Below are 20,942 nucleotides of genomic sequence, written 5' to 3'. Positions count from 1 at the left end.
CCCACCGCCCGCGTCGGACGCCGTTCGGATCAGGCGTCGATCTCGCTCCTGTCGGCGGAGCGCCGACGTAGGCGCACGGCCACCACGACGAGAACGAGGGACAGCAGCAGCGGGAGGACGACCCGAACCGTCATCGCCAGGCCGCCCCACTCCTGCACGTCGCCCTGCACGGCCGTGCCGCCCACGACGTTCCACGTGACCAGCAGCGCCGAGACGAACGCTCCGACGTAGATGGTTCCGGTCTTGTGGAAGAAGTACGTCGACAGCGCACCGACGACCGCCAGCACGACGATGAACGGGTAGCCGATGATCGTCAGCAGCGACTCACCCGGCAGCGCCAGCTCACCGCTGACGAAGAGCGGGACGTAGTTGATGATCTCCAGCACGACGAAGCCGGCCGGCAGCACGATCGCAGAGGCGATCATCTCCGACCGCATGGTGGACGGGCGCCCCCTCCAGCGGAGCGTGCGGTGAAGCGTGAAGGTGAGCATCAGGAAGAACGCCGTGAACGGCAGCAGGTACAGCACGAACAACGCGAAGCGCGTCGCCGTCAGCGGCTGCAGCTGCAGGACGTAGAAGCGGAAGTCGCTCTTGAACAGCCAGTCCGAGATCACCACGAGCAGGTACGCCGCACCCACACTGAGCAGCGAGAGCACCGCGGCCCGACCGATCAGCGCGCCGCGCCGAAGCCCCGGCGCGCCCTCGACCTCCGCCGCGCGCACGGATGCGAGCGGGTTGCGGCGCCGCTGCACCCACGCGGTGACCGCGTAGATCGCGAGGCCGATGAGTCCGTTCAACAGCGCCCAGACGACGATGCCGGTCGAATAGGACTGCCCGAACACGGGACCTGCCGGGATCCACGCGGCACCCCAGGTGTTGAACCAGAAGAACGTGAGCGCGGGGATGCCGGTCGTGAGGATCGCCGAGACGATCCACGGCCAACCCCAGCGGCTTCCCGCGGCCGACGGAACGGGCCGACGGATCGCCGAGAAGAATCCGGTAGCCAGCAGAAGTCCGCCCGTGGCGAAGATCACGAGCACGCCGCCGATCATCGCGACAAGGGTGCCGAGCTCCTTGATCCACCACGTCTGGCCGGCCGCGTCGTGACCGCCCTCGAGCGTCTTGTCGAACCACGCCACGATCTCCTGCGTCACGGCCGGATCGTGCGTCACCCCGGGGTGGTTGTTGGCGGGTCGCAGGAGTTCGCGCGCGGTGCCGTCATCGATCGAGCCGTACAGCTGCCCCGGCACGACCGGCTCGTCGGTTCCGAACATCGTCATGAGCTTGGGGCTCGACGTCAGATCCCGCGTGTTCGGGGAGGCCCACATCGTTCCGGAGAACTCCTCCCACTCGGCGAAGACCACGAGGGTGTTGCGCGGGAAGTCGGGCGTCCCCTCGGGGCCGAAGAAGCCGGTGGCCGAATCCAACAGGGCCATCGACGCGTATCCCTCGGGGAAGGCGGCCGCCGCGTTCATCACGGTCGATCCGCCCAGCGAGTGTCCTTCAAGGCCGATGTTGTCGGGGTCGACGATGTCCAGACCCCGGAGGTAGGCGAGGCCCGCGGGACCGTTGAAGCCGTTGCCGAAGGCGGGCGCGTCCGAACGACCGTGCCCCGCCTGGTCGAGCGCGAGCACGACGTAGCCGCGGCGGCTCAGTTCGACCGCATTCGCCGTCTGCATCTCGCGCGAGTTCACGTAGCCGTGCACCGCGAGCACCGCGGGCGCCGGCGTTTCAGGGGTGGCCGTGGCGGGCACGTACAGCAGCCCGGAGACGCTCGTGCCCGCGGTGCCGGTGAACGTGACATCACGCACCTGGACGGAACCCGCCGACGTCTGGACGAGGGCGGCCGTGGCGCCGCCGGCGAGCACGAGCGCGACCGCGATCGCGAACAGCGACCACAGCCTCACGAGGGTTCGAGGAGAGGACATCGAAACCAACTTCCTTGTTGTGTGCGAGGAGCGCGGCCGGGCTCATTCGGGCCTGGCCTGCCTCGGAGTGTAGGGATGCGGCGACACCGAGAACGGGTTGAGGTGCCGTTCTGCACCGATGTGCATGCGCGCACATCATTCTGATTCACATTCGTCTCATTTGCTGCACATTGGTTCTCCTCAGGCAACTTGTGCGCCATGTGGGCAACAGCTCGATGGCTCGCGATGCGCACGCCGGATCGGCCGGGGAGCCGGCCGACAGCGACGCCGGCCACCGGCCGCACGTCAGCTCATGGGCTTCAGCTCGAAGGCGTCAGACCACCGAGGGCGCGCAGGAGCTCCCCGATCCGGTGGTCGCTCTCGACCGGATGGCGCAACGGCAGGTTCTCGACGCACTCGTAGCGGTTGCGTCGCCCTTCCTTGATGCGGCGCAGATACCCGTCGTCGACGAGGTCGGTGAGGATGCCGTGCGCGGTGCGCTCGGTGATGCCGACGGCGTCCGCGATCTCCCGCACTCGGGCACCGGGGTCGCGGGAGACGTAGATCAGCACATGGGCGTGATTCGTGAGGAACGTCCACTGGCCCATCGGCTCAGCATAGCGGAGCAGGGCAACAGGTTATGGATTACCTGTTTTGCTACTCCTGCACTTTGACACCTGCATTTCATTACCGGTATTGTCCTGCACATGTCCCCGCTCGCCTCGCTCACGGCCGCCGCGCTGGTCGCCGCCGTCGTGGTCGCCTTCCTCCCCACCTCGCCCCGACGCACGCCCGGCTCGCTCACCCCCTGGGCGGTGGCCCTCGCCGCCGTCGCCGCTGCCGTCGGCACGGTCGACGCCATCGTCGAGCGTCACGATGTCGCCGGCGCAGCGCTCATGCTGCTCGTCACCGCACTGACGGCCGTCGTGCAGCTCTACGCGGCACGCAACCTGCGCGGCGACCCCCGCGCCCGCGCGTTCTTCGCCCTCTCCGCACTCGCGGCCGCGGGCACTGTCGCCAGCATCGCGGCTCAGGACGTGCTGCTGCTCGTGTCCGGCTGGACGCTCGCGACCGTCAGCACGATCGCTCTGATCCGCACCGGCGGCACGCATCCGCAGACGCGCCTCGCGGCACGGCGTGCGGGGTGGGCGCTGCTCGTCGGCGACGGCGCGCTGTGGGCGGCGGTGATCCTGGCCGTCTCGACGACAGGCTCATCCGCGTTCACCGCTCTGGGTCGACTGAGCGGTTCCACGGCAGTGGTCGTGGGCGTTCTCGTGGCCGTCGCGGCGGTCGCGCGCGCCGGTTCGTTCCCCTTCCACGGTTGGCTGCCCGCCACCGCCGCCACGAGCACACCGGTCTCGGCGCTGCTGCACGCGGGATTCGTCAACGGCGGCGCTCTGCTGCTCCTCCGGTTCCAGCCGGTGCCGTCGTCACTCGGTCCCTGGGTGCTCGGCCTCGCCGGCGGTGCGACGATGCTCGTCGCCACCGTGGCGATGCTCACCCGCCCCGATGTCAAAGGACGACTCGTTCAGTCCACGGCCGCGCAGATGGGCTTCATGCTCGTGGCCTGCGCGATGGGCGCCTTCGGCGTCGCGCTCTTCCACGTGATGGGTCACGCGCTCTTCAAGGCGAGTTTGTTCCTCGGCGCCGGATCCGCGCTCGAGCGCGAGCTCGCCCAGCGCACCACGGTTCCCACGAAGCGGTCCCGGAGTGGTGCCGTCGCCGGCGCCGTGGTCGTGCTCGTGGCTGCTGCGGGGACCGCCGTGGCGACCGGCGCGCTCGGCCACCCCGCATCCGTCCTGCTGCTCTTCGTGGTCGCGACCGCGGTCGTCGCAGGAGCCGCCGTCGGCGCCGGCGCGGTCGCCGCCGGGGTACGCGCCGCGTGGATCGCCGCGGTCGCCCTCGCGGCGATCGGTTACCTCGCGATCGTGTTCCCCGCCGCTGAGACGCTCGCCGCCGAGGCGACGGGCGGCACCCTGCCGATCGCCTTCGCGGCGGCGCTCTTCGTCAGCGCCTGCATCCTCGGGGTCATCGCCCGGGGAACGGGTCCCGTCGCCGACCGCGTGTTCGCCTTCGCGTTCTCGTGGGGACGACCGCCCCTGCCCGCACGCCGCGCCGCTGCATCCACGTCCGCACCCTTCGGCCCCCTCGAGTACGGGAGACTCTGATGACCACCACCGCACCACCGCAACGGCACGCCACGATCCGGGGTTGGGTCTCAGCCTCCGGACGGGCGATCGCCCCGAACTTCCCCCTCGAAACCTTCATCGCCCGCAACCCCCTGGCGAGCTACGAGGACCTCGACCACGAAGAGGCGATGCGCCGGATCGCCCAGGATCACGGCGTGCTGCTGACCTTCGGGGAGCAGCGTTTCCGGGAGCTCTACGCGCAGGGACGCATCTCGCACGACGACCTGGTCGCCGCGCTCCGGTTCACCGTGCGCGAGGCGCGCGTCACGGACCCTGTAGTCGTCGACGACCTGCTCACCACCGTGGGCGAGGTTCTCCTGCAGGATCTGCTCGTCTCACCGCCGCTCCGGGATGCGGGGGCGACCCTCGTCACTCCCGCCGGCGTGCTCTCACCGCGAGTGCAGGCACGGGTCGACGACCTCACCGCCCGGTGGCTCGCCGCGGCGCTCGGCTCCCCCTCGTGGTCGGCGCCGGTGCGCGGCGAGGGGATGTGGAACTCCTGGCGGCGCCTGGCGGCGCTCGACCCGACGCTGCCCCGTCGCGCACGCTCCGGCATCCGCCGCACGCCCGCAGACCCCGCGGGAGCCATCGACGAGGCGCTGACGCGCTGGGGCCTGGAGGGTGAGCGGGCGCAGGAGTTCATCCGCGCACATGTTCTCGCCCAGCCCGGCTGGTCGGCCCTCGTACGCCAGAGCGCCGCGACCTCGGGATCGGTCGATCTCACCTCCCTCGTCGCGATCCGCGCCACGCTGGAACGTCTCCTGCTGCCCGCCGACGCGGACCTTCCCGCCCTCGCATCCGCAGCGGCACCGGACAAGGCGCGCCTGGATGCGGTCGCCGCCGCACTCTCCGCCGATGCGTCCCACCCGCGCGTACGCACGACCCTCGGCCGCATCCTGTCGCTCACGGACGAATTCACCCGACTCGCGGTCTGGCAGGAGGCCTACGAGCGGGGCACCGCGCGGCAGCTCACCCCGCCCGCAGCCCCGGTGCTGCGCGACCTCGCGCCGACTCGGCGTCCGCTCGCGCAGGCGGTCTTCTGCATCGACACGCGCTCGGAGAGCTTCCGCCGGCATCTGGAGGCAGCGGGAGAGGTGGAGACCCTGGGCTTTGCGGGATTCTTCGCGGTGCCGATCGCCTTCCGCCCCGCCGACGGATCCCCCGAGGTCGCGTCGTGCCCCGTGCTGCTGACGCCGCGCGTGGCGATCACCGAATCATCCATCGAACGGGGCGAGATCGACCGGTGGCGGCGACAGCGCACCGCGGCCGCCGAGCGGGGGCATGCGGCACATGCGCTGAAGGAGTCTCCCGTCGCGCCGTACGCGTTCGCCGAGGCGTCGGGATGGTTCCTCGGTGCCGTCATGCTGGCGCGCACGATCGCACCGACGACGTGGCACCGTGTGCGTCGCGCGATCGAGCGGGCGAAGCCCGCCACGCACGTCGATGCGGATGTCGTCTTCAGCCTCGACGAGCGCGTGCTCTACGCCGAGACGGCACTGCGGATGATGGGACTCGTCGACGGATTCGCCCCCATCGTGCTGCTGGCCGGCCACGGCGCGTCCGTCACGAACAACCCCTTCGCGTCGAGCCTGCAGTGCGGTGCATGCGGCGGGCACGAGGGCGAGCCGAACGCCCGCGCCGCGGCCATGATTTTCAACGACCCGGCGACGCGAGCAGGACTCGCAGCGCGCGGAATCCGCATCCCCGAGGACACGCTGTTCGTCGCCGCGCAGATGGACACCGTGACCGACCAGGTGACCCTCTTGGAGCCGTGGACCGTTCCGGCGACACACGAGAAGGCGCTGCTCGAGCTGGCCGGTCACCTCGAGACGGCGCGGGCGGCGAATGCCGTCGACCGCACCGTCGCGCTCCCTGGCGCCCCGAGCGATCCGGAGGGCGCCGCAGCGCTCGAGGACACGATGCGTCGGGCGACGGACTGGGCCGAGGCGTATCCGGAGTGGGGGCTCGTGGGCAACGCGGCGTTCATCGTCGGTCCGCGCTCGATCACGGCAGGCATGGATCTCGGTCGCCGCGCGTTCCTGCACAGCTACGATGCGCAGGCCGACCCCGACGGGGCGGGGCTGGAGACGATCCTGACCGCGCCGATGATCGTGGCCCAGTGGATCAACGCCCAGTACGGCGTCTCGACGACGGCGCCCGACCGCTTCGGGGCGGGGCCGAAGCCCCTGCACAACGTCGTCGGAACCGTCGGGGTGCTCTCCGGCTACGGCGGCGACCTGCGGATCGGCCTGCCCTGGCAGTCGGTCGGGGTGGGCGTCGACCCCCGGCACGAACCGGTGCGGCTGCAGGTCTTCGTGCAGGCCCCGCTGTCGCGGGTCAACGAGATCGTGCAGTCCTCCGACGTGGTGCGCACTCTCGTGATGAACCGCTGGATCACGCTCCGCGCGCGCGAGCACGACACCGCCCGCTGGATGCGCTTCGGCGCGTACGGATGGGAGAGCGAGCCCGAATCCCCCCTCGAAGAACGTCTCGGTGCACCCGCCGAACACGCAGAAGACCGTCAGTAAGAAGGAGAACCGTTCATGAGCCTTTCCGCTTTGACCCCGATGACCAAGATCGAGGTGGTCGTCGCGAGCGACGACGTCGCCGAGGTCGCCGAACTCATGCAGGCACTGGGCGCCCGCGGGTACACCGCGATCACCGGCGTCGCGGGACTCGGCCACCACGGCATGCGCGGCGGGCGCCTGCTCTTCAACGACCACGACGCGCTCACCCTGCTCGTCACGGTCGTCGCCGAGGAGCGCGCCGACGCCATCATCGCGGGCATCCGGCCGCTGCTCGATCGCACCTCGGGCGTGATGTTCGTCTCTCAGACGGCCGTCAGCCGCCCCGACTACTTCGCGTGATGGCCGCGGCCCGCTTCGCGAACTCGCCCTACGCCGGGATGACCGTCGCGATCGGCACGCTGCACGGGAAGGAGTCGGCGTTCGCTCCCGCCTTCCGCCGCTGGCTGGATGCGGAGGTACGCCCCACCGTCGATCTCGACACCGACGCCCTCGGCACGTTCACCCGAGACGTGCCGAGGGCGCTCAGCCCCGCGGATGCGGCGACGGCCAAGGCGACCGCGGCGGCGGCCGAGCTCGGCACCGGGCTCGGACTCGCCACCGAGGCGTCCTATTCGATGACGTTCGGGGGCTTCGGGCCGGTCGCGCACGAGGAGCTCGCAGTGTTCGTCGACCTCGAACGCGGCATCCGGGTGCCGCATCCACTCCGCTCATACGCGCGCGTCGCACCCGCGCAGGTCGTCGCCGACGCCGCGGAGGCCCGCCGATACCTCGCGCGCATCCGCTTCCCCCTCCAGGGCGTCGTGGTGCGGGCACAGGGACAGATCCACAAGGGCCTCCAGCAGGAAGCGGATGTACTCGCGTTCCTGCGCCACGGCTCGATCGGGCTCGAACCCGACCTCCGGGCGCACATGAACCCCGATCGGCGCCGGACGCTCCGGCGCCTGGGCTGGGTGATGGCGGCGCGCCTTCGGACACCGTGCCCCGTCTGCGACTGCCCGGGATTCGGGCCCGTCGACGTGGTGCGCGGGCTCCGCTGCGCCGGATGCGGGTCTCGCACCTCGCGCGTGCGAGCGGATGTGGACGGCTGTGCCGCGTGCCCCGAGCGCCGTGAACGCCCGCGGGCCGTGACGAGCGCCGACCCCGCGTCGTGCGAGGTCTGCAACCCGTGAGGATGGAGACGGGGTGCACGACCTGAGACGATCGATGCATGGACGCTCCGCAACCGATCGATCTCGAGACGTGGCCGCGCCGCCAGCACTTCGAGCACTACCTCCGCACCGTTCCGTGCACGTATGCGATCACCGTCGAGGTCGACGCGACGGAGTTCGCCGCCGCCGTCCGACGGGCCGGACGGCGCACCTACATCTCGCAGATCTGGGCGCTCGCCCAGCTCGTCAACCGCCACGACGAGTTCCGGATGACGCTCGACGCCGCCGACGCTCCGGCGGTGTGGGGGCGAACGCATCCCTCGTTCACGATCTTCAACGCCGAACGCGAGACCTTCGCGAGCGTCTGGACGCCCTTCGACCCGGACTACGCCGCCTTCCATGACGCGGCCGCGCAGGTCATCGCGGAGCACGCCGGGACCACGGAGTTCTTCCCGCAGGGAGCCCCGCCGCCCAACAGCTTCGACGTCTCGAGCCTGCCGTGGACCTCGTTCACCGGATTCACCCTCAACATCGACGGCGGCTCCGGGCACCTGGCCCCGATCTTCACGCTCGGCCGGTACGTCGAGCGTGAAGATCGCCTGCTGCTTCCTCTCGCTGTCCAGATCCACCATGCCGTCGCCGACGGGTTCCACACGGCGCGGCTCGTCGCCGAGTTCCGCGAGTTCCTCGCCCACCCCGACTGGGTGACCGACTGAAAGCCCGCACGACCGGCAGAATGGGCACATCATGGTGCCGCGCGAGGAGTCGAATGACCCGCAGGGGCCTGACCTCGTCTACGGGTGGCTGAACCCCGCATCCGCAGAGAGCGACGCGCGGGACAACGACGACGTCATCGTCGTATCCGGGGTGACGGGCGAGACGCCCTCGGTACGGGCGAGCTTCGCCCTCGGCGCGTTGGAAGCCGCCCTCGTCGCGGGCGGAGCCGTCGAGGTGGAGCCCTGGGAGAGCTCGCGCCAGTGGCAGGGCGTCGTGGTGGGCTACCTCGTCTCGGGATCGATGAGCGTCTCGCAGGAGGAGCGGACGGTCACCCTCGGCCCCGGCGACGTCGTGCTCTACACGGGCGCCCACGGCTACCGCATCAGCACGCCGGGGGCGCACGAGTACCTTCTCGTGCGCATCCCGACCTCCGTCCTCGCGCTCCGCCACGGCGAACTCACGACCCTGCTCGCCACCGACCTCTCCGCGCTCGGCTCGACGCCTCTGCTCCGCGCGGCGATGTCGACGCTGGCGTCACCCGAGTTCCGCCCATCCCCCGCCGCCACCGGCCATGTCGCCGACGCGCTCGTCGCCGCCGTGCACGCGGTGCTCGCCGACGGTCGCGAGCCCGGCACCGCGACCGTGCTCTCGCTGTTCCACTCGCTCGTGCTGTGGATCGAGGAGCACCTGCAGGATGCCGAACTCGACGCGGCACGCATCGCGCGCGCGCACGAGCTGTCGCCGCGCGCGGTGCGGCGGGTCTTCGCCGCGAACGGCGTGACGGTGTCGAGTCTCGTGCGCGAGCGCCGACTGGAGCGCATCCGCGACGAACTCGTCGACCCGGCCCACGCCCGCGAGAGCATCGGCACGATCGCCGCGCGGTGGGGCTTTCCCGACCCCGCCACCGTCTCGAGCGCCTTCACCCGGCGATACGGCACCTCGCCTCGGCGGTATCGGGCAGACCTGCAGCGTCAGGGACAGCCCGGCGCCGCCGACTGATCACTCCTCCGCGAAGACGTCTTTGACGATGCGGAACGCGGTGTTCGCCGCCGGCACGCCGCAGTAGATCGCCGACTGCAGCACGACTTCGACGATCTCGTCGCGGCTCAGTCCGTTGCGTTGGGCGGCGCGCACGTGCATCGCGAACTCCTCGTGATGACCGAGAGCGATGAGCGCCGTCAGCACCGCGATCGAGCGGTCGCGTCGGGCAAGACCCGGCCGCGACCAGATGTCACCCCAGGCGTAACGCGTGATCAGGTCCTGGAAGTCCGCGGTCTCGGGGACGGTGCCGGCGACGGCACGATCGACGTGGGCGTCGCCGAGCACCTCGCGGCGCACCCGCATCCCGTCGTCGTAGTGCTGCTCGTCGGTGCGTCCCTCACCGCTCGGCCGGCTCATCGCGCGACCTCGCGGAAGAACTCCCGCAGCACGGCCGCGGTCTGCTCCGGCTCCTCGGCCGGTGGCAGGTGCGCGGCGGACTCGATCACGGCGACGCGCCCGTCACGGACGCCCTCGGCGATCTCGACGCTCTTCGACTCGGGCGCCACCTGATCGTCTCGCCCGAAGACCGCGAGAACCGGAGTCGCGATCTCACCCAACCGCGGACGCACGTCGTAGGCGGCGAGTGCCTCGCAGCACCGGGCGTACCCCTCGTCGTCGGCATCCTGCAGCGCGTGCAGCAGCCGTCCGCTGAGCTCCGGCCGACGCTCGATCGATCCCGGCGCGAACCAGCGCTGCGCCGAGCCGATGATCACCGACGACGTCGACTGCGCACGCACCTGGGCGGCGCGTTCTCGCCAGCTCGCCGCATCGCCCAGCTGAGCACCCGAGGCGATGATCGCCGCGCCGCGTACGAGGCCCGCATGGCGCAGGAGCAGTTCGAGCCCGGTCGCGCCGCCGAGGGAGACCCCGGCGTAGAGGACGCGTTCGCCGCCGAGCGAGCGGACCGCATCCGCGACGGCATCGGCGATCTCGCCGACGCTGAACGGCGCCGTCGGCGCGGGGGCGGCGCCGTGGCCGGGGAGATCCCAGCTCACCACGCGGTAGTCGTCCGCGAGGAGCGGGACGACGTCCTCCCAGAGGATGGTGGACGTACCCAGCGACGGGCCGAGCACGACGAGCGGGGCACCGGCAGGACCGGTGACCTCGGTGAGTGCGATCGCGGGTTGCGTCATTCAGGCTCCTCCGTCGGCGCTTCGATGCTCTCGCGAGCGGCATCCGCGGGCGCATCGGCGACGGCCCGGTCGACCAGCACGCCCGCGAGACCGGTGTAGGCGGCAGGATCCAGCAGAGCGTCGACATCGTCGGCAGGATGCGGGGCGCCCGGCACCCGGTCGAGCGCCGCCTCGAGCGCCTCGCGGACGAGCGCGCGGAGGTCGCCCCCCGCGGTTGCGGCCCCGACGATGCGGCGCACGTCGTCTGACCCGATGACGGGCGTGAGCACGATGGACAGCCGCTCCGACACCAGCAGCCCGTCGGTGACTGCGAGCGAGCGGGCCACGGCGGCCTCGTCCACCCGCAGCCCGGTCACGAGCGCGCGGGTCGTCTCGGCCGCGCCGAGCGCGAGGCGCAGCAGCTCCCGCAGCGTCGGCCATTCCGCGTGCCACGCACCGTCGGGGCGTTCGTCCGCGGCGAGCGCGGCCGCGAGGTGCAGGGTCGCGCCCAGCTGCGGCGCACGCAGCGCCGCCGAACGCACGAGCACGGCACCGGTGGGGTTGCGCTTCTGGGGCATCGCGCTCGATCCGCCGCCGACACCCTCGGCGAGCTCGCCGATTTCGGTGCGCGAGCCGGTTGCGACATCCGTGGCGAGCTTGCCCAGCGCGTCGATCGCCTGCACGAGGGCGTCGCCGAGCTCTGTGACGGGCCAGCGCGAGACGTGCCACGGCGCGTCGGGGGCGGCGAGCGCGAGTTCTGCGGCGTAGGCCGACGGAAGAGCGGATGCCGCATCCGTCCCGCCGATCTCGACGAAGGAGGCGAGGGTGCCGCCCGCGCCGGCCAGTTGAGCGGGGAGCTGTCCGACGGCGTCACCGAGGCGGACGCGCGCGCGGGTGACACCGCGCAGCCACCCCGCCGCGCGGGCGCCGACCGTCGTAGGCACGGCATGCTGCGTGAGCGTGCGGGCAGCGGCGACCATGCCGCGGTGGACGACGGCGAACCCGGAGAGCTGCGCCTCGACCTGCCGCAGCACACCCAGCAGGTGCAGCCCCGCACGCCGCGACAGGAGCATGAGAGCCGAATCGAGGATGTCCTGGCTCGTCGCACCACGGTGCAGCCAGGGCCGCACCTGCATCGACGCACGATCGTCGAGCCGGGCGATGAGCGGGATGACGGGATTTCCGCCGGCGACAGCGGCGCCCGCCAGCCGGGCCGCATCGAGCCAGTCGGCATCGACGAGCGTTCCGGCCCCGTGCCATCCGAACTCCTCGGATGCGGCCGCGGCGACCGCATCCGGCGCGACACCGACCGCCGCCCACGCCCGCACGAGAGCGACCTCGGCGGTCACGAGGGCGTCAGCCACAGCGTCGTCGGCCACGAGAGCGTCGTGCCACACCGTCACCGGGGACAGCAGCCCCACATCCTGGAAGGGCGCCCCGGGTTCGTCAGAAGGCAAGGAAAACGGTCTCCTTCTCGCCCTGCAGGTGGATGTCGTGGGTGAGATCACCCTCGGGCGTGCGCGTCGCGATGAGCGTAGCGCGCTCGTGGGGCTCGAGCGAGGCGAGCAGCGGGTCCGCTGCGAGCAGCTCCTCATCGTCGGGCAGGTAGATCCGGGTGTGCAGCTTGTTCGGCAGCCCCCGTGCGAACACGACCGCGGCGAAGAACGGCGCCTTGCCGTCGATCGGACCGGGATTGCGCGTCCAGAAGTCGTACGCACCCTCATCCGTCGTGAAGCTGCGACCGAAGCCGGTGAAGGTGTGGTCGTCGCGGCGCCGAGAGCCGCGTGCGCGGGAGATCGTGCCGTCGGTGTCGGCGCCCCAGATCTCGATCACGGCGTCGGGGATCGGCGCCCCCGCACCGTCGTAGATCGTGCCGGACAGCACGATCGCGCCGCTGGAGTGCGGGAAGACGACCTCGTGCATCTTGGGGTACTCGAGACCGAAGGCGAAGAAGGGACCGACCGTCTGACCGGAGGTCGCGGGAAGGCGCGTGGATTCGGACATCTCAGTGCTCTCCCTCGGGCTCGAACCAGGTGGCATCCGGACCGTCGACGACGATGTCCCAGCGGTAGCCCATCGAGAACTCAGGCACCGTGAGGTCGTGGTCGTAGGCGGCGATCAGGCGGTCACGATCGCGCTGATCGCGGATGGTGTTGTAGATCGGGTCGAGCGCGAACAGCGGGTCGCCGGGGAAGTACATCTGCGTGATCAGACGCTGCGTGAATCCGCTGCCGAAGAGCGAGAAGTGGATGTGGGCGGGGCGCCAGGCGTTGATGTGGTTCTTCCACGGGTACGGGCCGGGCTTGATGGTGGTGAAGGTGAAGCCGCCGTCGTCGCCCGTGATCGTGCGACCGGCGCCGGTGAAGTTCGGGTCCAGCGGGGCCGGATGCTGGTCGCGCTGGTGGATGTAGCGACCGGCCGCGTTGGCCTGCCAGATCTCGACGAGCTGGTTGGGAAGCGGCCGGCCCCAGCTGTCGAGGAGGCGCCCGGTCACCGTGATGCGCTCACCCTGCGGCTCGCCGCGGTGCTGGAGCGTCAGGTCGGACTCGATCTGGGCGACATCCCGCTGCCCGTACGCGGGCGAGAACAGCTCGATCGTCTCGGGATCGACGAGTCGCGGGTTCTTGGTGGGGTGGCGCAGCAGGCTCGAGCGGTACGGCGCGAAGTCGTAGAGCGTCGTGGGCACGTCCTCGCCGGCGGCCACACGCCGGGCGGCGTCGGCGTGCGCGTCGGCGATCTCCTGGTTGATCTTCGACTGCGTGGGCATGTCGGCCGAGGCCAACAGCGACTCGGGAGCCGCAGCCTGGGGCGGAGGGGTGGACATGGAACCGTCTCCTTCGACGTCACACGGGTGGGACATCCAGCGTCACCCGACGCGTCCGGCGCTCTCTCTTCGATTCTCACTCAGTGAGAATTGGCGCCACGGAGAGTCTTCGTCAGATCCTTCGCTGCCTGCACGACGAGCGGGGCGAGGCGCCTCTCGTCGGCGCCGTCGAGGTGGGTGACGACGCCGATCGCTGTGGCCGGCAGCCCCGAGATCGTGCCGAGAGCGGCGGCAACGGAGATGTTGCCGAGCGTCATCTCCTCGCGGGTCACGGCGTATCCGCGGCGCCTGGTGAGGGCGATGTCTGCGCGCAGCACCGCGGGGTCGGTGATCGAGTGCCGCGTCTCGGGCACGAGGGGGGCTGCGAGGTACGCGTCCAGCCAACCCTCGTCGCACGTCGCGAGCAGTGCACGACCCACGCCCGTCGTGTGCAGCGGGTGGCGCCCGCCGGCCCGGCCGAGGGTCGGCACCGAGGCTCGGCCGGTGATGCGGCCCGCGAACAGCACGACCGCCTCCGGCGGGGTCGGGGCGTCCAGCACCGCCAGGTGGACGTTCTCCCCCGTCGCCTCGTACAACCGCACGAGGTGGGGCAGCGACTGCTCGCGCAGCCGCAGGGCGAGAGGCGAGAGCTCGCCGAGCTCCCACATCCTGGCGCCGACGGCGTACGTGTGCGCCGACGTGCGTTCGACGAGGCCCTCCTCGATGAGCTGCGCGAGGAGGCGATGCACCGTGGACAGCGGCAGGGCAGCACGATCGGCGAGCTCGGCGGCGGTGAGTTCGGGAGCATCTTCGTCGAACGCCCGCATGAGCGCCATCGCCCGACGCAGCACGCCATCCGCCATGCCCTCACCCTAGCCGCGGGGGTTCGCGTCCCCGCATGTCCCACTTGCCGCAGCGCATGTCCCACTTGCCGCAGCGCATGTCCCACTTGCCGCAAGAATCGACCCCCAAACCTGCAGAAAGTGGGACATGCCAATGGGCGACCTGCAGAAAGTGGGACATGCCCAGTGGCGGGGGCCTGCAGAAAGTGGGACACGGATGCGGGCAGACGCATGAGATGGTGGCGGCATGGCCAACTCGCCGAGCGGCGACTCGATGACGGCACGCATCGTGCGCGTGCTCGAGACGTTCACGGCCGACCGCACGGTGCAGACCGCGGCGCAGATCGGGCGCCGCGCGGGGCTTCCCGCATCCACCGCTCACCGCATCGTCGACGACCTCGTCGGCGAGGGCCTGCTCGAGCGTGACGAGGAGCGGCGCATCCGCATCGGCATGCACCTGTGGGAGCTCGCCCTGCGCGGATCGACGGCGCTGCGACTGCGACAGGCGGCGCTTCCCGCGATGTCGGCGGTGCAGGAGGTCGTCCGCGAACACACCCAGCTCGCCGTGCTCGAGGCCGATGAGGCCCTGTTCGTCGAGCGGCTCTCACACCCGGATGCGGGCGCGAACATCACCCGCATCGCGGGCCGACTCCCCCTGCACGCATCGTCCGCCGGACTCGTGCTGCTGGCGCACGCCCCCGCCGCGCTTCGCGAGCGAGTGCTCGCAGCACCGCTGCGACGCATGTCGCGCGAGACCGTGACGGATGCGTCGGAGCTGCGTCACATCCTCACCCGCATCCGCCGCGACGGATACGTGATCGCGCCCGGTTCGATCGAGACGGTGTCGACGGGGGTCGCCGTGCCGGTGCGCGAGGAGGGCGAGGTGATCGCTGCCCTCTCGGTCGTGCTGCCGCGAGAGGCCGACGCGGAGCTCGCCCTCTCGCCCCTGCGGAAGGCCGCCGCCGAGATCGAGGCGGGGCTGCGCGCCACGCGGGCCTGAGCGCGCCGTGCCCGGGGGCGGGGCACCGCATCCGCACCGCATCCGCCACACTTCTCCGCATCCGCCACAGTTCACTCCTGGCGCATATGCGCAAAGGTGTGGCAATTGCGCATATGCGCCGCAACTCGGGCAGATACACCGCGACGAGATGCAATCCCATTCAACGGGAGGTTCTGTGCTGGATGCGGGAGCCCGGGGCACACTGTTTCAGCACCCCACAGGCAGCCGTCGAAGGAGACGTCATGACCGCCATCCGCACCCGTGTCGCGATCGTCGGCGCCGGTCCCGCAGGGCTCCTCCTGTCCCACCTGCTCGCCGACGCAGGCATCGAGTCGGTCGTCGTCGACTCCCGCACGCGTGAACAGATCGAGACCACCATCCGCGCCGGCATCCTCGAGCAGGGAACCGTCGACCTCCTCGTCGACAGCGGCGCATCAACGCGCGTGCTCACCGACGGCAACCGGCACGACGGCATCGAGCTGCGCTTCGCCGGCGAGGGTCATCGCATCGACTTCCCCTCCCTCACCGGCCGCAGCGTCTGGCTCTACCCGCAGCACGAAGTTCTCAAGGACCTCGTCGCGACGCGCCTCGCAGCCGGGCAGGACGTGCGTTTCGGAGTGCGCGTCGAAGCGGTGGAGCACGCCGCATCCGATCGGCCGCGCGTCATCGGCGAGGATGCGGACGGGCGCCGCGTCGAGATCGAGGCCGAGTTCGTCGTCGGCGCGGACGGCTCGCGCTCGGTCGTGCGCCAGACGCTCGGCGGATCGGCGGCCGGGTCGTTCCGCGAGTACCCGTTCGCGTGGTTCGGCATCCTGTGCGAGGCCCCGCCGAGCTCCGAGGAGCTCATCTACAGCAACTCGGATGCGGGCTTCGCCCTCATCAGCCAACGCAGCAGCACGGTGCAGCGCATGTACTTCCAGTGCGACCCCGAGGCGGATCCGAACGCGCTGAGCGAGGCGCAGATCTGGGACGAGCTGCAGGCACGCGTCCCTGGGACGACCCTCCACGAGGGACCCATCTTCCAGCGCGACGTGCTGCGCTTCCGCAGCTTCGTGGCCGGCGAACTCCGCCGCGGCCGCGTCGCGCTCATCGGCGATGCGGCGCACACCGTGCCGCCGACGGGCGCGAAGGGCATGAACCTGGCCGTCGCCGACGTGGTGCTGCTCGATATCGCACTACGCGCGCTACTGCTCGAGGCAGACGAAGGGCCGATCGACGCGTTCGCCGAAACAGCGCTGCGGCGGATCTGGAAGGCACAGCACTTCTCGTGGTGGATGACCAGCATGCTCCACCGCACCCCCGACGCATCCGACTTCGACCGCCAGCGACAGCTCGGGGAACTCCGCTCGGTCATCGACTCGGATGCCGGCCGCACCTACCTCGCCGAGGCGTACACCGGCTGGCCGTTCGAGACCCGCCTCAGCTGACCCGCCCAGCGGAGCCCTGACCGGCGCCGCGCGGGGTACCGCGACATCTGCACGACCAGCCCGACCCGCGCCGCCCCAACAGCCCCACCGGACACCATCCGCACCACGCGTCGTGCAGATGTCGCACCGCCCCGCACGCATCCGCCGCACGAAACCGGGAGCGGTGGCCGCGGGCCGGCAGGGTAGAGTCCGGTGCTCGTGAGCATTCAGACCCCCGGCGGGCGCCCGCATCGACGCGGTCGGGCGTTGCTGCTGCTCATCGCCGTGGCGCTGGTCGCGGCCAACATGCGCGCCACCATCACGGGTGTCGGCCCGCTGCTCGAGGAGATCGCGGACGACCTCGGCACGACGGCAGCAGCCCTTGGCTCGCTCGCCGCGGTACCCCTCCTGGCCTGGGCGATCGTCTCGCCGTTGACCCACGGACTGTCACGCCGGTTCGGGATGTCGCGCGTGCTGCTCGTCGCCCTCATCGCGCTCGGGGCGGGAACGGCCTGGCGGTCGCTGCCGGGCACCGAGGTCAACCTGTGGCTGGGGACGGGCCTGATCGGCGCGTCTCTCGCCGTCGCCAACGTGATCATGCCCGCGGTGATCAAGCGCGATTTCCCGGGGCGCGTGCCGGTGATGATGGGCATGTACACGGCGCTGCTCGGCGGCGTGGGAGCCATCGCCTCGGCTGTCGTCGTGCCGATCTCGCACGCCGTGGGCGATCCGGATGCCGGGTGGCGCGTGGCCTTGGCCGCGACCGCCGCGCTCCTCCCGCTCACGATCGCCCTGTGGGCATGGGCGCAGCACGGTCGAGGGCCGACAACGGCGGCACCCGCGCCGGGCACCTCGCGCAGCACGGGCATCTGGCGCGACCGCCTCGCGTGGCAGATCGCGGCGTACATGGGAGCGCAGTCGGCGTCGTTCTACATGCTCGTGACGTGGATGGCACCGCTCGCCGCATCGACAGGCAAGTCTCCCGTCGCCGCAGGCGTCGATGTCGCGCTGTACCAGATCCTCGGCGTGGTCGGTTCGTTCGCCGTCGCCTTCGCGCTGCAGGGGCGCCTGCGCCGCGCGGTCCCTGCTGCCCTCCCACTGCTCGCGATCGCCGCCGCGATCGGCATGATCCTCGCACCGCAGCTCCTGACCGCGTGGGCCCTCATCTCGGGGCTGTCGGCGGGAGCGTCGCTGAGCATGTCGCTGACCCTGATGGCGCAGCGCGCGAGGGACGCCGCCGCATCCTCGGCGCTCTCCGGAATGTCGCAGTCGGTAGGATACCTGCTCGCCGCCGCCGGGCCGATCTCCTTCGGCGCCCTCCATGCGCTCGACGGCGGCTGGACCGCGCCCCTGCTGCTCTACATCGCCGTGGTCGTCGGGCAGTGTGTGGTCGGGGTCTCGGTGGGCCGCGACCGTTACGTGCTCGATGGCCGGTGAGCGGATGTCGGCGGTACCTGCGACGCTGACGTCATGCGTGCGCAGCTGATCGCCGACCACGAGATCCCCGAGCGCGCCCCGCTGAACGTGCAGCCCGGTGAGCGGGTGGCGGTCGGCGAGCGCGACACCGAGTGGCCCGCGTTCGTGTTCGTCACGGCGGCGAACGGATGCGGGTGGGTGCCGGCTCGGCACATCGAGATCGACGGCGCGGCGGGAATCGTGCGCACCGGCTACGACACCACCGAACTGCCCGCGCGCACGGGTGATGTGGTGGAGATCCTCACCGAAGACACCGAGAGCGGCTGGTCGTGGTGCCGCAACGCCGCGGGTCGCGAAGGCTGGGTGCCGGACCGCGTGCTGACACGCGGCTAGACGCATCCCGCCTCACGGAAAGGCGATGCGGCGGAGGAGGTCGGCGAGCTGCGCCCGCTCGGCGGCAGAGAGGTTGCCGTGCAGGTCGCGCTCGGCGGCCTCGGCGGCGGCGAGCGCACGCTCGTGGAGGGCCAGACCTTCGGCTGTGGCGACCACGACGTTGGCGCGTCGGTCGGCGGGGTCGGGCCGCCGTTCGATCAGGCCCCGGCGCTGCAGGTCGTCGACGAGGGCGACGACCTGGCTGGGATCGAGGCGCAGGAACTCGGCGAGTTCACGCTGCGAGGGGCCCGCCGCGGTGTCGCAGGCCAGCGCCAGCACCGAGTACGACCGCACTTTCAGTCCGACGGCGGCCAGAGCCGCGTTCCCCGCGGCGAGCGAGAGGGCGTTGGCGCGGGCCAGCAAGAAGCTGACGTCGTCGGTGAGCCGGGCGCGCGCGTCGGCCTGCGCTGCAGCATCCTCGCTCTTCGGCATAGACAGATCCTAACAAAAGGTGCGGGAAACAATAATTGACAATTTCAACTAGTCCGGTTTCAATGAGAGCACGAACGAAGGAGTCCCCCATGTCCCTCGACGGCAAAGTCGCCATCGTCACCGGATCCGGCCGCGGCCTCGGTCTCGCCTACGCCCAGGAGCTCGCCCGTCAGGGCGCGCGCGTCGTCGTGAACGACGTGGATGCGGCCACCGCCGCCGAGGCGGTCGCATCGATCGAGCGCGAGGGAGGGCAGGCGGTCGCCGTCGTCGCCCCCGTGGGCTCCTCCGAGACCGCGAAAGAGCTCGTCCGCACCGCGGTCGACACCTACGGCCGGCTCGACATCCTCGTCACCAACGCCGGCGTCCTGCGCGACACGGTGCTCTGGAAGATGAGCGACGAGGCCTTCGACACCGTCATCGACGTGCACCTGCGCGGCACCTTCACCTGCGTTCGCGAGGCCGCGACCTACATGCGCGAGAACGAGATCGCCGGTCGCATCATCTGCATCGGCTCACCGACCGGGCAGCGCGGCAACTTCGGACAGACCAACTACGCCGCCGCGAAGGCGGGCATCGTCGGCATGGTGCGCACCTGGGCGCTCGAGCTCAAGAAGGCCGGCATCACCGCCAACGCGGTGATCCCCGTGGCCGCCACCGCCATGACGGCGACCCTGCCGTATTTCGCCGCGGCGGTCGAGGCGGACGCGGCGGGCGAGCCCATGCCCGCGTTCTACCGCCACGATCTCGGCTTCGGCACCTCCGACGACGTCTCCGGCCTCATCGCCTTCCTCGCCTCGGATGCGGCGGCGAACATCTCCGGCCAGGCGATCGGCGTCGGCGGCGACCGCATCCAACTCTGGTCGCACCCCGAGCCCGTCGTCACCGCCTACCGCGACGGCGGGTGGAGCGCCGAGGCCCTGGAGTCGGAGTTCGCCGACCTGGTCGGCGACAACCTGCAGTCGGTCGGCGAGCGCTTCCCCGCGCTTCCCGAAGAGCTGCAGCGCCCCCGCCCCTGAGACTCGAGGGGCCCGGCCCGCTCGGGCCCCTCGCACCACGCATCCCCGACGACGAGGAACGCCGATGACCACGCGCTACGAACCCGCGATCGACCTGTCCGCCATCACGGCGATCGACGTCCATGTGCACATCGAGGTCGACGCGCACGGCCACTCCTCGCTTCCCGAAGACCTCGCCGAGGCAGCATCCGCCTACTTCAGCGCCGACGCGGGCCACCCCGACCTGGACTCGGTCGCGGCATACTACCGCGAGCGCTCCATGGCCGCGGTGGTGTTCACCGTGGACGCGCAGACCGAGCTCGGGCACCCGGCGCTCTCCAGCGAGGAGATCGCCGAGGGCGCGGCGCGCAACAACGACGTACTGATCCCGTTCGGCTCCGTCGACCCGCGTCAGGGGCAGGCCGCGATCGATCGCGCGCGGCACCTGATCGAGGACTACGGCGTGCGCGGCTTCAAGTTCCACCCCACGGTGCAGGGCTTCGACCCGAGCGATGAGCAGTACTTCCCGCTGTACGAGACGCTGCAGGCGGCGGGCGTCGTGGCGCTCTTCCACACCGGGCAGACAGGGATCGGCGCGGGGATGCGGGGCGGTCGCGGCTTCCGCCTCGCCCTGTCGAACCCGATGCTGCTCGACACGGTGGCAGCCCGCTTCCCCGACCTGCAGATCATCATGGCCCACCCCTCGGTGCCGTGGCAGGACGAGGCGATCTCGGTCGCGACCCACAAGCACAACACCTGGATCGACCTGTCGGGCTGGAGCCCGAAGTACTTCCCGCCGCAGCTCGTGCGCGCGGCGAACTCGTTCCTCAAGAGCCGCATCCTGTTCGGTTCGGACTTTCCGCTGCTCACTCCCGACCGATGGCTGCGCGACGTCGAGCAGATCGAGATGAAGCCCGAGGTCATGCCCGGTATCCTCAAGGCCAACGCCGCGCGTCTGCTCGGGCTGGGGTAGA

The 20,942-nt window shown here is 71.0% G+C and carries 21 protein-coding genes; 12 read left to right on the top strand and 9 right to left on the bottom strand.

Annotation, left to right across the window (positions count from 1 at the left end):
• Positions 1-29: 29 nt before the first annotated feature.
• Positions 30-1,928 (bottom strand): alpha/beta hydrolase, encoded by a 1,899-nt coding sequence (locus PQV94_RS01590; protein ID WP_274287061.1) that lies wholly within the window; start codon positions 1,926-1,928, stop codon positions 30-32.
• 299 nt (positions 1,929-2,227) lie between these two features.
• Entirely contained in the window at positions 2,228-2,515 is a 288-nt protein-coding gene (locus PQV94_RS01585) for a helix-turn-helix transcriptional regulator (RefSeq protein ID WP_274287060.1), read from the bottom strand.
• Positions 2,516-2,614: 99 nt separating this feature from the next.
• Between PQV94_RS01585 and PQV94_RS01580 the strand changes: the two genes are divergently transcribed.
• The 6 genes from PQV94_RS01580 to PQV94_RS01555 are packed head-to-tail and all read left to right on the top strand — an operon-like array spanning position 2,615 to position 9,488.
• The gene (locus PQV94_RS01580; protein WP_274287059.1) at positions 2,615-4,075 is read left to right on the top strand and encodes a proton-conducting transporter transmembrane domain-containing protein; all 1,461 of its coding nucleotides are present in this window, start codon (positions 2,615-2,617) and stop codon (positions 4,073-4,075) included.
• The gene (locus PQV94_RS01575) at positions 4,075-6,624 is read left to right on the top strand and encodes a DUF2309 domain-containing protein (protein WP_274287058.1); all 2,550 of its coding nucleotides are present in this window, start codon (positions 4,075-4,077) and stop codon (positions 6,622-6,624) included. Before PQV94_RS01580 ends, PQV94_RS01575 begins: the two co-directional genes overlap by 1 nt.
• Positions 6,625-6,639: 15 nt before the next feature.
• Positions 6,640-6,963: a DUF190 domain-containing protein gene (locus tag PQV94_RS01570; RefSeq protein WP_274287057.1), complete on the top strand. Its 324-nt coding sequence runs from the start codon at positions 6,640-6,642 to the stop codon at positions 6,961-6,963.
• A complete protein-coding gene (locus PQV94_RS01565) occupies positions 6,963-7,793 on the top strand; it encodes a DUF6671 family protein (RefSeq protein ID WP_274287056.1) in 831 nt (276 codons plus the stop codon). The genes PQV94_RS01570 and PQV94_RS01565 overlap by 1 nt, the downstream gene beginning before the upstream one ends.
• A 38-nt stretch (positions 7,794-7,831) precedes the next feature.
• On the top strand, positions 7,832-8,488 hold the full coding sequence (locus tag PQV94_RS01560; RefSeq protein WP_274287055.1) for a CatA-like O-acetyltransferase: 657 nt from the start codon (positions 7,832-7,834) through the stop codon (positions 8,486-8,488).
• 31 nt (positions 8,489-8,519) lie between these two features.
• Complete coding sequence (locus PQV94_RS01555) at positions 8,520-9,488, top strand: helix-turn-helix domain-containing protein (RefSeq protein ID WP_274287054.1); 969 nt, start codon at positions 8,520-8,522, stop codon at positions 9,486-9,488.
• Here the strand turns inward: PQV94_RS01555 and pcaC are convergent, their stop codons facing one another.
• The 6 genes from pcaC to PQV94_RS01525 all read right to left on the bottom strand — a co-directional run bounded on the left by pcaC (position 9,489) and on the right by PQV94_RS01525 (position 14,308).
• Entirely contained in the window at positions 9,489-9,887 is a 399-nt protein-coding gene (gene pcaC / locus PQV94_RS01550) for a 4-carboxymuconolactone decarboxylase (RefSeq protein ID WP_274287053.1), read from the bottom strand.
• Positions 9,884-10,663: an alpha/beta fold hydrolase gene (locus PQV94_RS01545; protein WP_274287052.1), complete on the bottom strand. Its 780-nt coding sequence runs from the start codon at positions 10,661-10,663 to the stop codon at positions 9,884-9,886. Before PQV94_RS01545 ends, pcaC begins: the two co-directional genes overlap by 4 nt.
• Entirely contained in the window at positions 10,660-12,099 is a 1,440-nt protein-coding gene (locus PQV94_RS01540) for a lyase family protein (RefSeq protein ID WP_274287051.1), read from the bottom strand. Before PQV94_RS01540 ends, PQV94_RS01545 begins: the two co-directional genes overlap by 4 nt.
• Complete coding sequence (pcaG, locus tag PQV94_RS01535) at positions 12,089-12,646, bottom strand: protocatechuate 3,4-dioxygenase subunit alpha (RefSeq protein WP_274287050.1); 558 nt, start codon at positions 12,644-12,646, stop codon at positions 12,089-12,091. Before pcaG ends, PQV94_RS01540 begins: the two co-directional genes overlap by 11 nt.
• 1 nt (position 12,647) lies before the next feature.
• On the bottom strand, positions 12,648-13,466 hold the full coding sequence (pcaH, locus tag PQV94_RS01530) for a protocatechuate 3,4-dioxygenase subunit beta (protein WP_243226538.1): 819 nt from the start codon (positions 13,464-13,466) through the stop codon (positions 12,648-12,650).
• 80 nt (positions 13,467-13,546) lie between these two features.
• Entirely contained in the window at positions 13,547-14,308 is a 762-nt protein-coding gene (locus PQV94_RS01525; RefSeq protein ID WP_274287049.1) for an IclR family transcriptional regulator, read from the bottom strand.
• A gap of 226 nt (positions 14,309-14,534) precedes the next feature.
• Between PQV94_RS01525 and PQV94_RS01520 the strand changes: the two genes are divergently transcribed.
• The 4 genes from PQV94_RS01520 (at position 14,535) to PQV94_RS01505 (ending at position 18,502) form a co-directional block, all read left to right on the top strand.
• Complete coding sequence (locus tag PQV94_RS01520; protein WP_274287048.1) at positions 14,535-15,287, top strand: IclR family transcriptional regulator; 753 nt, start codon at positions 14,535-14,537, stop codon at positions 15,285-15,287.
• A 242-nt stretch (positions 15,288-15,529) separates the two neighbouring features.
• Positions 15,530-16,714 (top strand): 4-hydroxybenzoate 3-monooxygenase, encoded by a 1,185-nt coding sequence (locus PQV94_RS01515; protein WP_274287047.1) that lies wholly within the window; start codon positions 15,530-15,532, stop codon positions 16,712-16,714.
• A gap of 198 nt (positions 16,715-16,912) precedes the next feature.
• Positions 16,913-18,130, top strand: a complete 1,218-nt coding sequence (locus PQV94_RS01510) for an MFS transporter (RefSeq protein ID WP_274287046.1) — start codon at positions 16,913-16,915, stop codon at positions 18,128-18,130.
• Between the two features lie 33 nt (positions 18,131-18,163).
• Positions 18,164-18,502, top strand: a complete 339-nt coding sequence (locus PQV94_RS01505; RefSeq protein ID WP_274287045.1) for an SH3 domain-containing protein — start codon at positions 18,164-18,166, stop codon at positions 18,500-18,502.
• Positions 18,503-18,514: 12 nt separating this feature from the next.
• Here PQV94_RS01505 and PQV94_RS01500 read toward each other — a convergent pair whose 3' ends face one another.
• On the bottom strand, positions 18,515-18,973 hold the full coding sequence (locus PQV94_RS01500; RefSeq protein WP_274287044.1) for a MarR family winged helix-turn-helix transcriptional regulator: 459 nt from the start codon (positions 18,971-18,973) through the stop codon (positions 18,515-18,517).
• 89 nt (positions 18,974-19,062) lie between these two features.
• On the opposite strand from PQV94_RS01500, the gene PQV94_RS01495 reads away from it, so the two are divergent.
• Positions 19,063-19,989, top strand: coding sequence for an SDR family oxidoreductase (locus PQV94_RS01495; RefSeq protein ID WP_274287043.1), 927 nt, complete (start codon positions 19,063-19,065; stop codon positions 19,987-19,989).
• 64 nt (positions 19,990-20,053) lie between these two features.
• On the top strand, positions 20,054-20,941 hold the full coding sequence (locus tag PQV94_RS01490) for an amidohydrolase family protein (protein ID WP_274287042.1): 888 nt from the start codon (positions 20,054-20,056) through the stop codon (positions 20,939-20,941).
• Position 20,942 lies beyond the last annotated feature (1 nt).

The organism is Microbacterium sp. Clip185, from assembly GCF_028743715.1.
Classification (GTDB): Bacteria; Actinomycetota; Actinomycetes; order Actinomycetales; family Microbacteriaceae; genus Microbacterium.
This window is presented reverse-complemented; position numbering and strand designations above follow the sequence as displayed.

What these genes read in the sequence shown, in the direction of transcription:
- PQV94_RS01590 (WP_274287061.1), bottom strand. Translation starts at nt 1,928, where the DNA reads ATGTCCTCTCCTCGAACCCTCGTGAGGCTGTGGTCGCTGTTCGCGATC.
- PQV94_RS01585 (WP_274287060.1), bottom strand. Translation starts at nt 2,515, where the DNA reads ATGGGCCAGTGGACGTTCCTCACGAATCACGCCCATGTGCTGATCTAC.
- PQV94_RS01580 (WP_274287059.1), top strand. Translation starts at nt 2,615, where the DNA reads ATGTCCCCGCTCGCCTCGCTCACGGCCGCCGCGCTGGTCGCCGCCGTC.
- PQV94_RS01575 (WP_274287058.1), top strand. Translation starts at nt 4,075, where the DNA reads ATGACCACCACCGCACCACCGCAACGGCACGCCACGATCCGGGGTTGG.
- PQV94_RS01570 (WP_274287057.1), top strand. Translation starts at nt 6,640, where the DNA reads ATGAGCCTTTCCGCTTTGACCCCGATGACCAAGATCGAGGTGGTCGTC.
- PQV94_RS01565 (WP_274287056.1), top strand. Translation starts at nt 6,963, where the DNA reads ATGGCCGCGGCCCGCTTCGCGAACTCGCCCTACGCCGGGATGACCGTC.
- PQV94_RS01560 (WP_274287055.1), top strand. Translation starts at nt 7,832, where the DNA reads ATGGACGCTCCGCAACCGATCGATCTCGAGACGTGGCCGCGCCGCCAG.
- PQV94_RS01555 (WP_274287054.1), top strand. Translation starts at nt 8,520, where the DNA reads ATGGTGCCGCGCGAGGAGTCGAATGACCCGCAGGGGCCTGACCTCGTC.
- pcaC (WP_274287053.1), bottom strand. Translation starts at nt 9,887, where the DNA reads ATGAGCCGGCCGAGCGGTGAGGGACGCACCGACGAGCAGCACTACGAC.
- PQV94_RS01545 (WP_274287052.1), bottom strand. Translation starts at nt 10,663, where the DNA reads ATGACGCAACCCGCGATCGCACTCACCGAGGTCACCGGTCCTGCCGGT.
- pcaG (WP_274287050.1), bottom strand. Translation starts at nt 12,646, where the DNA reads ATGTCCGAATCCACGCGCCTTCCCGCGACCTCCGGTCAGACGGTCGGT.
- pcaH (WP_243226538.1), bottom strand. Translation starts at nt 13,466, where the DNA reads ATGTCCACCCCTCCGCCCCAGGCTGCGGCTCCCGAGTCGCTGTTGGCC.
- PQV94_RS01525 (WP_274287049.1), bottom strand. Translation starts at nt 14,308, where the DNA reads ATGGCGGATGGCGTGCTGCGTCGGGCGATGGCGCTCATGCGGGCGTTC.
- PQV94_RS01520 (WP_274287048.1), top strand. Translation starts at nt 14,535, where the DNA reads ATGGCCAACTCGCCGAGCGGCGACTCGATGACGGCACGCATCGTGCGC.
- PQV94_RS01515 (WP_274287047.1), top strand. Translation starts at nt 15,530, where the DNA reads ATGACCGCCATCCGCACCCGTGTCGCGATCGTCGGCGCCGGTCCCGCA.
- PQV94_RS01505 (WP_274287045.1), top strand. Translation starts at nt 18,164, where the DNA reads ATGCGTGCGCAGCTGATCGCCGACCACGAGATCCCCGAGCGCGCCCCG.
- PQV94_RS01500 (WP_274287044.1), bottom strand. Translation starts at nt 18,973, where the DNA reads ATGCCGAAGAGCGAGGATGCTGCAGCGCAGGCCGACGCGCGCGCCCGG.
- PQV94_RS01495 (WP_274287043.1), top strand. Translation starts at nt 19,063, where the DNA reads ATGTCCCTCGACGGCAAAGTCGCCATCGTCACCGGATCCGGCCGCGGC.
- PQV94_RS01490 (WP_274287042.1), top strand. Translation starts at nt 20,054, where the DNA reads ATGACCACGCGCTACGAACCCGCGATCGACCTGTCCGCCATCACGGCG.